13 protein-coding genes are annotated in these 12,284 nt (G+C 64.5%); 6 read left to right on the top strand and 7 right to left on the bottom strand.

The window, feature by feature from the left end:
• The first annotated feature begins 259 nt into the window (after nucleotides 1-259).
• From F8D48_RS10660 to F8D48_RS10645, 4 genes are read left to right on the top strand one after another with little or no spacing between them, the layout of a single operon-like run.
• Nucleotides 260-943, top strand: coding sequence for a hypothetical protein (locus F8D48_RS10660; RefSeq protein WP_240806323.1), 684 nt, complete (start codon nucleotides 260-262; stop codon nucleotides 941-943).
• A gap of 9 nt (nucleotides 944-952) precedes the next feature.
• Nucleotides 953-1,792 (top strand): energy-coupling factor ABC transporter ATP-binding protein, encoded by an 840-nt coding sequence (locus F8D48_RS10655; RefSeq protein WP_135971060.1) that lies wholly within the window; start codon nucleotides 953-955, stop codon nucleotides 1,790-1,792.
• Nucleotides 1,789-2,805 carry an energy-coupling factor ABC transporter ATP-binding protein gene (locus tag F8D48_RS10650; RefSeq protein WP_151431940.1) on the top strand — a complete coding sequence of 339 codons (1,017 nt, stop codon included), beginning with the start codon at nucleotides 1,789-1,791 and terminating at the stop codon, nucleotides 2,803-2,805. Before F8D48_RS10655 ends, F8D48_RS10650 begins: the two co-directional genes overlap by 4 nt.
• The gene (locus F8D48_RS10645) at nucleotides 2,805-3,572 is read left to right on the top strand and encodes an energy-coupling factor transporter transmembrane component T family protein (RefSeq protein WP_151431938.1); all 768 of its coding nucleotides are present in this window, start codon (nucleotides 2,805-2,807) and stop codon (nucleotides 3,570-3,572) included. Before F8D48_RS10650 ends, F8D48_RS10645 begins: the two co-directional genes overlap by 1 nt.
• A 195-nt stretch (nucleotides 3,573-3,767) precedes the next feature.
• Here F8D48_RS10645 and aroF read toward each other — a convergent pair whose 3' ends face one another.
• The 6 genes from aroF to F8D48_RS10615 form a co-directional block, all read right to left on the bottom strand.
• The gene (gene aroF / locus F8D48_RS10640; RefSeq protein ID WP_051190932.1) at nucleotides 3,768-4,568 is read right to left on the bottom strand and encodes a 3-deoxy-7-phosphoheptulonate synthase; all 801 of its coding nucleotides are present in this window, start codon (nucleotides 4,566-4,568) and stop codon (nucleotides 3,768-3,770) included.
• Nucleotides 4,565-4,846 carry a chorismate mutase gene (locus F8D48_RS10635; RefSeq protein WP_016310628.1) on the bottom strand — a complete coding sequence of 94 codons (282 nt, stop codon included), beginning with the start codon at nucleotides 4,844-4,846 and terminating at the stop codon, nucleotides 4,565-4,567. The genes aroF and F8D48_RS10635 overlap by 4 nt, the downstream gene beginning before the upstream one ends.
• A 334-nt stretch (nucleotides 4,847-5,180) precedes the next feature.
• Nucleotides 5,181-5,747 (bottom strand): HdeD family acid-resistance protein, encoded by a 567-nt coding sequence (locus F8D48_RS10630; RefSeq protein WP_016310627.1) that lies wholly within the window; start codon nucleotides 5,745-5,747, stop codon nucleotides 5,181-5,183.
• Nucleotides 5,748-6,160: 413 nt separating this feature from the next.
• Complete coding sequence (gene nrfD, locus F8D48_RS10625) at nucleotides 6,161-7,363, bottom strand: NrfD/PsrC family molybdoenzyme membrane anchor subunit (RefSeq protein ID WP_151431936.1); 1,203 nt, start codon at nucleotides 7,361-7,363, stop codon at nucleotides 6,161-6,163.
• An 11-nt stretch (nucleotides 7,364-7,374) separates the two neighbouring features.
• Complete coding sequence (locus F8D48_RS10620; RefSeq protein ID WP_135971056.1) at nucleotides 7,375-7,992, bottom strand: 4Fe-4S dicluster domain-containing protein; 618 nt, start codon at nucleotides 7,990-7,992, stop codon at nucleotides 7,375-7,377.
• 8 nt (nucleotides 7,993-8,000) lie between these two features.
• Entirely contained in the window at nucleotides 8,001-10,424 is a 2,424-nt protein-coding gene (locus F8D48_RS10615) for a molybdopterin-dependent oxidoreductase (protein WP_170272806.1), read from the bottom strand.
• Nucleotides 10,425-10,891: 467 nt separating this feature from the next.
• Between F8D48_RS10615 and F8D48_RS10610 the strand changes: the two genes are divergently transcribed.
• On the top strand, nucleotides 10,892-11,170 hold the full coding sequence (locus F8D48_RS10610; RefSeq protein ID WP_151431934.1) for a type II toxin-antitoxin system RelE/ParE family toxin: 279 nt from the start codon (nucleotides 10,892-10,894) through the stop codon (nucleotides 11,168-11,170).
• 9 nt (nucleotides 11,171-11,179) lie between these two features.
• Nucleotides 11,180-11,485 carry a HigA family addiction module antitoxin gene (locus tag F8D48_RS10605; protein WP_151431932.1) on the top strand — a complete coding sequence of 102 codons (306 nt, stop codon included), beginning with the start codon at nucleotides 11,180-11,182 and terminating at the stop codon, nucleotides 11,483-11,485.
• Between the two features lie 33 nt (nucleotides 11,486-11,518).
• Here the strand turns inward: F8D48_RS10605 and F8D48_RS10600 are convergent, their stop codons facing one another.
• Nucleotides 11,519-12,205: a slipin family protein gene (locus tag F8D48_RS10600; protein WP_151431930.1), complete on the bottom strand. Its 687-nt coding sequence runs from the start codon at nucleotides 12,203-12,205 to the stop codon at nucleotides 11,519-11,521.
• Between the last annotated feature and the right edge of the window lie 79 nt (nucleotides 12,206-12,284).

Here is a 12,284-nt window from a genome sequence, read left to right as displayed (position 1 = left end):
CAACAGCTACGGGAGCACGCTTTTTGAGCCAGTGAGAAGTTGGCGCGGAGCAACTTGCGGCGTCGATTTATCGAGCACGACCTCGCGGTTACTCATCGTGGGGAGCACACTTTTTGAGCCTTAACTCTTTTTGTTTGGGGTGCGGCCGGAACCTCTCGAAGGCGTCGGATACGGGGCAATTGCTATCCACTGGCAGGCTCGCGAGCAAGCGAGCGCGACAGGCGGCCCCGTACGCGCCGCCGAGAAAGGACTGATCGTCATGACCGAGCGCACCCTCACCCCCGACACCGAGACCGCAACCCCCCAGGCTCCCGCTGGCGCCCTGCGCACCAGCGACTCCGCCGCCCCGGCCGGCCGGGCCCGCACCGCCGCCGGCACTTCGGCAGCCGGCGAGAAGGCCACTGGAACGGCGCGGGGAGGCCTGTCCATCCAGGACCTCATTCTCGTGGCCGTGCTCCTGGCCGCTGGTGCCGTGCTGAAGCTCACCGTGGGCAGCCTGCTCGCCTCCTTCGGCATGAAGCCGAACTTCGTCATCGCCGCCTACTGCCTCGCCATCATCCTCATCCGCCCCACCCTGGCCCAGTCAGCCGTCATCGGCCTCATCGCCGGCCTCGTCTGCCAAATCCCCATGCTGAACGCCACGCCGCTCTTGAACATCCCCTCCGAGCTGCTCGGTGCTGTGGCCTGCGGCCTTCTCATCCGCGTGCCCATGAAGATCGGTGGCAAATTCGACGCCAACCCCCTCGTGAACACCTTCATCTCCACCTGTGTGTCCGGCTTCACCTTCGCCGCCCTGTCCGTCTACATCAACGTCGTCTCCGTCGGCGGCAGCTTCGCCGTGGCCATGGCCGCCTATGTGGCCATCGTGCTCGGCACCGCCACCTTCAACGCCATCTTCGTCCAGATTCTCGCCACTCCCCTGGCCAAGGTCCTGAAGCGCTAGGAGAACGCCATGATCCAGTTCCGAGATTTCAGCTTCCGCTACCGAGAGGGCGCCGATCTGGTGGTGCGGGACATCAACCTGACCATTCCCGACGGCTGCTTCGTCGGCATCACCGGCGCGGCGGGCAGCGGCAAGTCCACCCTCACCTACGCGGTGAACGGCATCATCCCCCACTGCTACCCCGGCGACTTCTACGGTGAGGTGTCCGTGGAGGGGCTCGACACCATGGAGGCCTCCCTCACCGATCTGTCCCAGCTTGTGGGCAGCGTGTGCCAGGACATCGATTCCCAGATGGTGGCCACCGTGGTGGAGGACGAGCTGCTCTACGGCCTGGAGAACTTCGCCGTGCCCCGCGAGGAGATTCCCGGCCGGGTCACCGAGGCCCTCGCGGCCATGGGCATCGCCGATGTGCGCGACCGCACCATCGACAGCCTGTCCGGCGGCCAGAAGCAGAAGGTGGCCGTGGCATCAGTGCTGGCCCTGCGCCCGCGGGTGCTCGTGCTGGACGAGCCCACCGCCGAGCTGGACCCCGCCTCGTCGGTGGCCGTGTTCGACCTGCTGGCCCGCTACGCCCGCGAGCACGGCACCACGGTCATCGTGGTGGAGCAGAAGATCGCGCTGCTGTCCGATTACGCCGATATGCTCGTCATCGTGGACGGGGGCCGCATCCGCTTCGCCGACGCGCCCGAGGCCGTGCTCGCCCACGCCGATACGCTGCTGGCCCTGGGCGTGAACGTGCCCCGGGCCACCACCCTCGTCAACGCATTGGCCGACCGCGGCCTGTACGACGGGCCTGCGGTGCGCACCGTGGCCGGCGCCGTGGCCGCCGCGAAGGAGGTGCTCGCATGATCGAGTTCAAGAACGTCAGCGCCAGCTACGACGGCGAGCTGGCCGTGCTGCGCGATGTCAGCTTCACCGTGAGCGACGGCGACTTCGTGGCCTTCGTCGGCACCAATGGCGCCGGCAAGTCCACCACCATGCGCCTGGTCAACGGCCTGCTGAAGCCCACGGCCGGCGAGGTGCTCATCGACGGGGTGCCCACCGGCGCCCTGAAGACGAGCGAGCTGGCCCGACGCATCGGCTTCCTCTTCCAGAACCCCGACCGGCAGATCTGCTGCGCCACGGTGCGCGAGGAGCTGCTCTTCGGCTTTCGCGCCCTGGGCGAGGAGGGACCTGAGGCCGAGGCCCGCGTCGATGCCGTCATCGAGCGCTTCGGCTTTTCGCCCGATGCCGAGCCCTTCCTGCTGAACCGCGGCACCCGCCAGCTTCTGGCCCTGGCCTCTATCATCGTGCTGGCGCCGCCCGTCATCGTGTTGGACGAGCCCACCACCGGCCTCGATTTCCGCGAGTGCGAGAAGGTCATGGCCGTAGTGCGCGAGCTGAACGAGCAGGGCACCACCGTCATCATGGTCTGCCACGACATGGAAGTGGTGGGCGACTTCGCCGATCGCGTCATCGCCATGACCGCCGGTCGCGTGGTGGCCGACGGCCCCACCTTCGAGGTACTGCGCGACCCCGCCGTCCTGGCCGAGACCCACATCCTGCCGCCGCAGATCACCGCGATCGCCCTCGCCCTTGAGCGCGAGCTGCCCGCCTGCCCCGCGCCCGTGGCCGCAGCCAACACCGTGGACGCCATGGCAGACGCCCTCGCCGTCGCAACGACGGCCGACGCCGGCGCGCCCGCTGCCGAACGTCCCGATCCGACAGCGACCCCCGACCGCCCCGAACCGGCGGCCCCCGGGCGCGATGGCGCTGGCATGCTGGATGAGCTGGAGCCCGACCGCCCCGACCAAACAGCGGCTCCCGGGCGCCCCGCCCCGGCCGCGGTCCCCGACAACCCCAATGCAGAAGGAGCCCGATAATGGCCAAGTTCCTGGAGTATGTGCCCGGCACGAGCTTTCTCCATCGCATGAACCCATCGGTGAAGCTCGTCTGCGCCATCCTGTTCGCCATCGCCTGTTTCACCACGAGTAACCTGATCTTCCTGGGCGTGCTGCTCGCCGGAGCCGTGGCCCTGGCCGCCGGCTGCGGATTGGGGCGCGAGACCGCAGGGCTCATGAAGGCCGTCTTCGCGTTCTCGCTCATCCTGGCCGTGGTGCTGCTGCTCACCACCCCGACGGGAGCGCCCCTCGTCGCCCTGCCCTGGGGCTACCTCGGTACCGGTAGCTTGCTGGCAGCGCTTACGGCCATCGTGCGCCTGGAGGCGGCGGCCATCCCGCTGTTCCTCGTGTTCTATGTCACCCGTATGAGCGACATCACGAACTCAGCCGTGAAGCAGCTGCACGTGCCCTACAAGTACGCCTTCACTTTCACGTCCACGGTGCACTTCATCCCCGTGTTCATGAACGACATGGCCGGCATCATGGAGGCGCAGACGGCCCGCGGCGTGGCCTTCGACGGCTCGCTCGCAAAGAAGATGCGGCTTATGATGCCCCTGTGCGTGCCCCTGCTCGTCAGCTCCGTGCGCAAGACGAACTCCGCCGCCATCGCCGCCGAGGTGCGCGGCTTCAACCTGCGCACCCGCCAAAGCGGCTACAAGGACTACCCCCTGCATACCGAGGACTACCTGGCCCTGGCCGCCTGCGCCCTCATCCTGACCGCCGCCATCGCCCTGGCTGTCCTGGGATAGCCCGCCGCGCGCCGCAAAACCAGCGGCATCATGCCGAAATGTGCGAGAGCCTGTGAACGGCGCGGGCTCCATCCCCCTCTCGCGAGCGCACGGGCATGCACGGGCGCGCACCGCATCCACCCCCCCCCGCGCACGAAAAAGGCCCTCGCGCCATCGGCGTCGAGGGCCTTGCGATCTCCCGAAAGGGGAAACTGCCTACACGATCTTCTTGCCCAGGCAGGCGGCCAACTCGCGCAGCTCAGCGACGAGCTCGCGGAACTGGGCCGGGGTCAGCTGCTGGGGGCCGTCGGACAGGGCCACCGGCGGGTTCGGATGCACCTCGATCATGAGCGAGTCGGCCCCAGCCGCCACGGCCGCCTTCGCCAGGGCCGGCACCAGGTCGCGCTGGCCGGCCGGGTGCGACACGTCGATGCACACCGGATACAGCGACTGCTTGTGGATGACCGGCACCGCAGCGATGTCCAGCGTGAAGCGGGTGGCCGTCTCGAAGGTGCGGATGCCGCGCTCGCACAGCACCACGTTGTTGTTGCCGCAGTCGGTGATGTAGTCGGTGGCGGCCAGCCATTCGGCGATGGTGCCGGCGAAGCCGCGCTTGTACAGCACCATCTGCTGGCTCTCGGCGGTCACCTGGCCGATCTTCTTCAGCAGGCTGAAGTTCTGGAAGTTGCGGGCGCCCACCTGCAGGCCGTCCACGTAATCGGCCACCAGCTGGCAGTGGGCCGAGTCCATGACCTCGGTGAGCGTCTTCAGGCCGTAGGTGTCGCCGGCGGCCTTCATGATCTTGAGCGCCTCTTCGCCCAAGCCCTGGAAGGAATGGGGGTTGGTGCGGGGCTTGAAGGCGCCACCGCGGATCCAGGAAAGACCGAGATCGGCGACGCACTCCGCCACCTCGTTGAACTGCTCGGCCGATTCCACCGAGCAGGGCCCGGCGTAAATGGTGATCTCGTCAGTGCGCTGGCCGAGATCGGGGATGGGGGCAATCTTCACTTCGCTCATACGGACGGCGTCTCCTTCATGATCTTGAGGATGGTGGCATAAATCTCGCGGAGGTTCTCGTTGTACAGCGGCCCCTCGTTGTAGCTGTCCACCCGCGCGAAGATCTCCTCCTCGCGGCGCGCGTCGTACAGACCCATATGCGCACCGGGTTTCAGACCGCGAATGACCAGCGAGTGGCCGGCACGCTTGTTCAAAAGCGCGACGATCTCGCGGTCAATGGCGTCGATCTGCTCACGATGCTTCTGAATCTCGGCAAGATTGCTGTTCTCTTCAGACATCGCTTTTCCTTTCGTGTACCAAAAACTTGAACGAGCATGGCCGGCGCGCCGTCACGGCAACGTCGGCCCTCGCGTGGCGTCCATGATAGCAAAGACCCCCGCGCGAGCAGGGGTCATGGAGCAATTAAGTTATAGAAGCCCGCGACGGGCCGCCATCGGCAAAATCGAATGCGAGCCAGCGGGATGCGCAAGGGGGCGGGGAACGCCAGCGCGGCGGTGCCGTCCGAGCCCGAGACACGGCTCGATCAGCGGGGTGACCGCCCGAGCAGCGCGCTCTAAGGCGACGGAGCCGGCACGCAGTCCGGCACCTCCCTCGCGCCGGCCGCCTCGCTCCTTAGCGGGGCCGCGCCATCAAGTCGGCCTGCTTGGCGGAGTCGCGGGCGTACCATTCGATGAACAGGTCCACGGCACCGTTGGCGATGAAGGCCGCACCCAGCACCAGCACGAAGGTCATGGAAGCGCCCCAGGGATTCACCACAATGAGCACACCGCCGACGCCCACGATGACGGCGGCCACGAGCACGGCGATCCAGATACTGCCCCCGAAGGCGCGCAACCCCAGGGCCCGCACCACGTTCACGATGGCGAACAGGATGAGCACCACACCGAGCACCACCGAGAAGAACCCGGCAATCACCTTGGGAAACACGAAGGCGATAAGGGCGATGATGAGGTAGAAGACCGCTCCCATGAGGGTACCCGTATTGCGATAGCGCACGCTCTTCTGGCGGAAGTAGGACACCAGACCGGCCGCACCCATGAGCGCCAGGGCCACGCCGAACAGCATGATGATGCCCTGAATAGTTATGGAGGGATAAATCATGAGGAACAAGCCGAAGGCTATGCACAGCACCGCCTGCACCAGGTTGTTCGACCGCACCAGATCCAAAATCTTCTCCATAAGGCAACTCCTATCGCTCGGCGCCCGTAACGCCCGCATCCTGGTTCCTGCCGTTGTGCCACCGCCCTCCCTACGGTGCGAGCCAATCGGAACCATCTCCTATGGACACCATGTTAAGGCGCGCGCACAAAATCAGGCTCACCGCATGGGCCTTGAAAGCAACCGGTTGAACAGGGGCTAGCCCCGTCACTGTTACGTAACCAACGCCGCTCGGCGGACATCATTCCGTTGACGATCTGACAACTTCGGTACCCCGGGCCATCAAGACATGAAAACCGGGCCTCCGTTGCAGCACGGAGGCCCGGTTGGAAACGTTCTAGGTTGTAACTCGGAAGAGCGGCGACCGAGCCGCAGGGGTTCAGAGCCTCCACCCAACCGCGAAGTTCCAAACCCCCTTCCCATCTCTTCCTCGTTTACGCCACCTGCGGGTCGAACTCCAGCTCGGGGGCGCTGGTGCGGGAGGTCGCAGCCGGAACCGTCTCCTCCTCAGCCGCGGGCTGAAGCAGCTTCGAGGCCAGGGCCATGAAGCCGAGGGCGCCCACCGACACTACGCCCACAATGATGGTCACCTCTACGAGCGTGGGCGCATAGGAGCCGGCCATCGCCCAGCCGTCGGCGGTCATCACACCCGGGGCGCCGGCCACATTCTGGCCGATGAACGAGGTGAACAGCAGCCACACGCGCTTGCACAGCACGCCCGCCACCACCAGCACGCTCGCGCCCACCACAAGCCCCGTCTTCGCGCGGTTCTTCGCGAAGACCAGCACGCAGAAGGGAACGAGCAGGCCGCCGATAACTTCGAACCAGAAGAACGGGGCGGTGGGACCCGTCACCATGAGGGCCAGCGTCTCGGCACCGGCGGCGCCGGGATAGCCCATGGTCAGCACTTCGCAGAAGATGAAGTAGGCATCCACCGCGATGCAGGTGGCCAAAAGGCCGGCCAGGCTCGCGATGAGCTCCTTGGGGGTCTTAAAGCGGCCCGAGGCGTTCAGCGCCGACAGCACGATGAGCAGCAGGGCCAGGCCCGAGTCCATGGCGCTCGCCATGAAGATAGGAGCCATGATGGCCGAGAACCAGCCCTCCTTGGCAATTTGCAGGCCGAAGATCCAGGCGGTCACCGAGTGCACGAGAATGGCGCAGGGCAGGGCGAAGCGAGACACCATGGCCACGGCGCGCTCGGCCCCCTTGCGCATGAAGTGCAGATACAGGATGTTAATGACCAGGTAGCAGGTGATGACGCAGATGTCCCACACCAAAGGCGACGCCGGGTTCGGACCGGTCACGACGCGCCACACGCGTTGAATGCCGCCCAGGTCGATGAGCACGAACATGCCGGCCAGGCAGATGCATACCGTGGACAGAATAACCGCCGGCATGGCCACCTGCTTGAACGCCTTGATGTGGAAGACGCTGGCCGAGGAGGCCACGATGAGGCCTCCGGCCGACAGGCCCACGAAGAACATGAACATGGTGATGTAGGCTCCCCAAGACACGCCGTTGGACATGCCGGTCACGGCCAGGCCGCCCATGAGCTGGTAGATCCAGGCGCCCACGCCGACGCAGGCGAGCACGATCAGTACCGCCGTAGCTGCTTTGTTTCGCTTGAACAGTTCCATTTTCTCGCTCCCTATTCGAAGTAGTAGACCTGCGGGCGGGTGCCCTGCTCCTCCAAGAGCACGCGGGCCTTGCGCTCGACGATGACCTTCGACACCTCGGAGTTCGGGTCGTCCAGATCACCGAAGATGCGGGCATCCAGCGGGCAGCACTGCACGCAGCGGGGCTCCTCGCCGCGGTCGGTGCGCTCCTTGCACAGGGTGCACTTCTCGGCCACGCCCCGTTCCCGGCGCTCGACCTGCCCGTCGCCATAGGCGAAATCGGGCACGAATGCCGGCTCTGCCCAGTTGAAGGAGCGGGCGTTGTAGGGGCAGGCGGCCATGCACATGCGGCAGCCGATGCACTTGTCATAGTCGATTTCCACGCGACCCACCTCGTCTTTGTAGGTGGCGCCGGTGGGGCACGCCTTCAAGCAGGCGGGGTTCTCGCAATGCTGGCACGCCAGCGGCAGGTACGTGCGCGTAAGGTTCGGGTACTGCCCTTGGGCGTCGTCTGCCACCCCGCCCCCTTCGGTAAGCACGCGGTTCCAGCGCATATCCTTCGCCACGCCATTCTGCATCTTGCAGGCAAAAGCGCACGTCTGACAGCCAATGCAGCGCGTTTGGTTAATGGCCATTCCGTATCTCGTCATGATTTCACCTACGCCTTCTCTACTTCCACCAACACATCGTTGTAGGGAATCTGGGGGCCGAAGAACATCGAATAGCCGCGCTCGAGCCGCGCCGAGTTGGTCACGTTCTGCAAGAACCCTTCCTTGTAGTAGCGCGTGTAGGTCGTCTCGGCCATGAAGAGCACGCCCGGCTGCAGCGAGCGGTTTACCAGCGCCGTCGCCACGAAGGAGCCGCGATCGTTAAAGACGCGCACGTCGTCGCCGGTGACGATGCCGCGAGCCTCGGCATCCTCGGGTGCCATGTTCAGGCTGGGGCCGAAGTCCTCCTGGAACCACTCGTTCGCAGAGTAGTAGGCATGGATGCGATAACGGCTCTTGCCCTGGGTGAAGTACAGCGGGAACTGCTCTTTCTTGGGATTGCTCTCGTAGGCCTCGTTCGCATCCTCGTAAACCGGCAGCCCATGACCCTGATCGGCCAAATACTCGTAGTACAGCTCGATGCGCGTAGAAGGCGTCAGGAAGCCCTCGGCCAATCCGTCGGGCAGGTAGTCTTCGCCGGTTTCCGGCAGGGCCATGACGCCCCCGTTGGCCAGCAGAGCGTCGTAGGTGATGCCCTCCATGCGCGGGTCGAGCTCCGCTGCGCCGTCGAGCATGAACCGCGCAAGCTCCTCGTAGGTCTCGGGCAGCAGATCCTCAAGGCCCCACTGGGCGGCGAGCAAGCGCTCGATCTGCAAGTCGCTCTTCGATTCGAACAGCGGGGCGACCATGCCGTTGGCCAGCATCACGTGGCCCATGCTGTCGCGCAGCTGCTTCACGTTCTCCTCGCACTCGAATTTCGTGCAGGCCGGCAATACGATGTCGGCGTAGTCCACCGCCGATGAGTGGTACAGGTCGACGATGGCGAAGAAGTCGAGGGACTTCACCCACTCGAGCATGTCGTTCGCCGCTCCGGCCTCAAGGGTGAACGCATCGCCGAATGTCAGGGCCGCATGAATGTTGTTCTCCTGGTAGGGCATGTCGTACATGGCAACCGGGCTTTCCCCGTAGTGGTACTCCTCGGGAAGAACCCAGTAGTTGAGCGTTGCCGAAGGATCATTGGAGCCCAAGCCGCAATAGGAGCCGAGGCCCGCGCCCTTCTTGCCGTACTGGCCGGTCAAGGCCACCAGCAGAGCCGTCGAGTGGCCCAGCACATCGGCGTTGGTGTACTTGTCGGCACCACCCAGCCCGATGTCGATAATGGCAGGGCCGTTGTTGGCATAGCGGTCGGCCAAGTTCACGATAACCTGCTCGTCGATGCCCGACGTCTGCGCGGCCCAACTAAGCGTGATCGTATCCAGCCACTCCTTGATGAGCGTGAACTCGGTGACCAGCTGCATGCCGTCCACCGTCCACTCGCCCTCGAGGGCCGGCACAGCGGTCGCGTTGTCGTACAGGACCGGGGCATTGGTCACGGTGTCCCACACGAAGGGAGCCCCCACGGGCTCGGCGCCGACCACGGTCGGGTTGGGGGCCATGACCTCGGCGCTGCGATAGCTCTTTCCCGTGGCGCGATCGACCAGATAGGGGCAAGAGGTGCGGCTGAGCATGAACTCCTCGTCATACCAGCCATTGTCCACGATGGCCTTCAGCATGCCCTGGATAATCGCCGCGTCGGTACCGGGACACACGGGAAGCCACTCGTTGGATTTCGCCGCCGTGCCTGTGAAGCGCGGGTCGATGGTCACGATGTAGGTGCCCGCCTCCTTCGCATCCATCAGCGGGCGCGACCATACCATGGCGCTCTCCAAGGGATTGTGGCTCAGCTCGATAATGGTGGCCGCATCCTTGAACTCCCAGTGGGAGCGGTTCGAAAGATAGCTCCACGGGCCCAGAGCCGGTCCCAGGCCGTTGGCCTGGCCGCGGTCGAGTCCCCAGTTGCCGCCAGAATCCGCATGGATCAGCTGGGCCAGGAAGTCGAATTCTATACCCGCCTCGGTGGACTTGCGGATGAAGACCGATCCCTCGCCGTATTTCTGCTGGGCCTCCTTCAGGTTGTCGGCGATAGTCTGGATGGCCTCGTCCCAGCTAATCTGGACGAATTCACCCTCGCCGCGTTCGCCAACGCGCTTCATCGGCACCTTGAGACGATCCTGTGCGTAAATGTGCGCGACCTCGCCGATGCCGCGCAGACAGATGGTCGAGTGTTTCTTGTCGACCATCAAGTCGCTCGGCTCGATCAGCGTGATGCGGTCATCGCGAATGGTGCATTTCAGATTGCATCCCGTCAAGCAATGGAACTGGTGGCACAGATGAGCCGTGCGCTCCTCTCCCTCTGCATGGGCCCGGGCAGGGGCCAGCACCTCACCGCTCAAGGCAGCACCAGCGGCGCCCACGCAGGCGAGCCCGGCGGCCGCCGAGCCCGTCGTCTTGAGGAAGCTCCTGCGGGTGAGCGTGGAGTTTCGTGCTCCCGACATCTCTCCTCCTTTGAATTCCCTGAGGGCTGCGCCGCGCGGTATCGCAGGCGGGCTCCTTTCGCCGGCCGTCGCCCTTGTCGGCGACGCGCCCGAGCTGGCATCCGTCCTTGCGGACACTCCGTTTCGTGTCCGCGCGATAATCCGTTCGGTGCTCGCGGCCCGCATCTCCTCATGCGAGCGCTTCTGCCCCTCTCTAACTGGTAATCCGTAAGAATTGGCCAAATTCTTCCGGGCGCATCATAGCAAATTGTCCTATGACAATGCAAGGATTATCATAGGACAATTTTTGCAGCAGACTATCTTTCTTGAGGATATATGCAAAACCGCATTACCGTGCGATGTGGCAGCCGATGGCCACATCGCACTCAAGCGAAAGTCAAGACTTGAATACCAAACATTTATTCGTATTATAATATCAATCCCAAATCATTTAATCATGCTTGACGTTATTAACGCAAGGAGTTATTATGATCAGAACGTTTGCGGACAAGAGCACAGAGCTACTCGCTCGCGGACAGCGTGTTCAACGGTTCGTCGCCTTTGAACGTGTGGCGCGAAGAAAACTTCGGCAACTGGAGATCGCAGGCGACCTCCAGGACCTTCGCATACCGCCTGGCAACCATCTTGAGAAGTTATCGGGCGATCGCGAAGGGTTTTGGAGCATTCGGATCAACGACCAATATCGCATCTGCTTTCGTTGGACGGCAGCGGGGCCCACAGATGTTCAGATAACCGACTACCACTAGGAGGCCATCATGCCCGACCTTCTCGATCCCATAACGCCTGGAGAGCTGCTCTCCGAGGAATTCCTCAAACCCCTGGGTCTGTCGCAGTACCGACTTGCTAAAGAGATCGGCGTGCCGGCGCAGCGCATCGGCCAGATCGTCCTCGGACGTCGGACCATCACTGCCGATACCGACTTGCGCCTCTGCCGCTTCTTCGGTCTCACCGATGGCTACTGGCTTCGCGCCCAGGAGGCCTACGATCTGGAAATCGCCCGGCGCAAGCTCGAGCCCGAACTCAAGCGAATCCGTCCCTTCAACCAAGCGGCCTGCTTGTAGAAAGGCGCTCCGTGCCAAACGACGCCTCGAACCCTACCCCTTGATCAGGTCGCCCACACCCTCGTTGAAGCCCTCGGCGAAGGCGCTGGGGATAACCACGGTGCCCTTGCCCTCGCGCAGCGACTCGTTCAGCAGGTGCATGGTGCGCAGACGCCCCACGGCCTCGGGGCCGCCCACCAAGTCCTCCATCTCGGCCAGGGTCTCGAAGATGTCCTGCTCCGCCTCCATGAGGATGATGCGGGCCTTCTTGCGCTGCTCGGCCTGGGCCTCCAGGCTCATGGCCTCTTGCAGCTCGCGAGGCAGCAAAATGTCGCGCACCTCCACCGACAGCACGGTCACGCCCCAGGGCGCCGTCTTCTCCTCCAGCACCCGTTTGAGCTCGCGGTCCAGCTGCTCGCGGCGGATGGCCACCTCGGCGGCCCCCGCCCGGCCGATGGCGTCACGCAGGGCCGTTTGGGCCGCCATCTCCACGGCCCGGATGAAGTCGCCCACTTCCAGACAGGCCGCCTTCGCGTCCCACACGTGCCAGAACAGCACGGCGTCCACATCCAGGGGCACCAGATCGGCCGTGAGGGTCTCCTCGGCGTAGAAGGTGGTCACCCGCGTGCGCGTGTCCACTCGCAGGGTGTTCGCCTCCATGACGGGCCACGTCCAGAACAGCCCCGGGCCCGAGTGTGAGTTAACTTTGTCCGGATTCCGGGTCGCTCCCCTGTGCCACAGGAAGAGGGCCCCTCCTGTATCCTCTCGGGTTGTCTAGGCCGGAGACGGAGAGGAAGGACCCTCCATGCGCGATCATACC

The sequence above is a fragment of the Adlercreutzia muris genome (genome assembly GCF_008831045.1).
Classification (GTDB): Bacteria; Actinomycetota; Coriobacteriia; order Coriobacteriales; family Eggerthellaceae; genus Adlercreutzia; species Adlercreutzia muris.
Note: the sequence above shows the minus strand (reverse complement) of the source record. Positions and strands in the feature narration are given on the sequence as shown.

Excerpts from the sequence above, each read along its gene's own strand:
- nrfD (WP_151431936.1), bottom strand. The coding sequence starts at position 7,363 with ATGGAACTGTTCAAGCGAAACAAAGCAGCTACGGCGGTACTGATCGTG.
- F8D48_RS10650 (WP_151431940.1), top strand. The coding sequence starts at position 1,789 with ATGATCGAGTTCAAGAACGTCAGCGCCAGCTACGACGGCGAGCTGGCC.
- F8D48_RS10635 (WP_016310628.1), bottom strand. The coding sequence starts at position 4,846 with ATGTCTGAAGAGAACAGCAATCTTGCCGAGATTCAGAAGCATCGTGAG.
- F8D48_RS10660 (WP_240806323.1), top strand. The coding sequence starts at position 260 with ATGACCGAGCGCACCCTCACCCCCGACACCGAGACCGCAACCCCCCAG.
- F8D48_RS10605 (WP_151431932.1), top strand. The coding sequence starts at position 11,180 with ATGCCCGACCTTCTCGATCCCATAACGCCTGGAGAGCTGCTCTCCGAG.
- F8D48_RS10630 (WP_016310627.1), bottom strand. The coding sequence starts at position 5,747 with ATGGAGAAGATTTTGGATCTGGTGCGGTCGAACAACCTGGTGCAGGCG.
- F8D48_RS10620 (WP_135971056.1), bottom strand. The coding sequence starts at position 7,992 with ATGACGAGATACGGAATGGCCATTAACCAAACGCGCTGCATTGGCTGT.
- F8D48_RS10655 (WP_135971060.1), top strand. The coding sequence starts at position 953 with ATGATCCAGTTCCGAGATTTCAGCTTCCGCTACCGAGAGGGCGCCGAT.
- aroF (WP_051190932.1), bottom strand. The coding sequence starts at position 4,568 with ATGAGCGAAGTGAAGATTGCCCCCATCCCCGATCTCGGCCAGCGCACT.
- F8D48_RS10610 (WP_151431934.1), top strand. The coding sequence starts at position 10,892 with ATGATCAGAACGTTTGCGGACAAGAGCACAGAGCTACTCGCTCGCGGA.
- F8D48_RS10615 (WP_170272806.1), bottom strand. The coding sequence starts at position 10,424 with ATGTCGGGAGCACGAAACTCCACGCTCACCCGCAGGAGCTTCCTCAAG.
- F8D48_RS10645 (WP_151431938.1), top strand. The coding sequence starts at position 2,805 with ATGGCCAAGTTCCTGGAGTATGTGCCCGGCACGAGCTTTCTCCATCGC.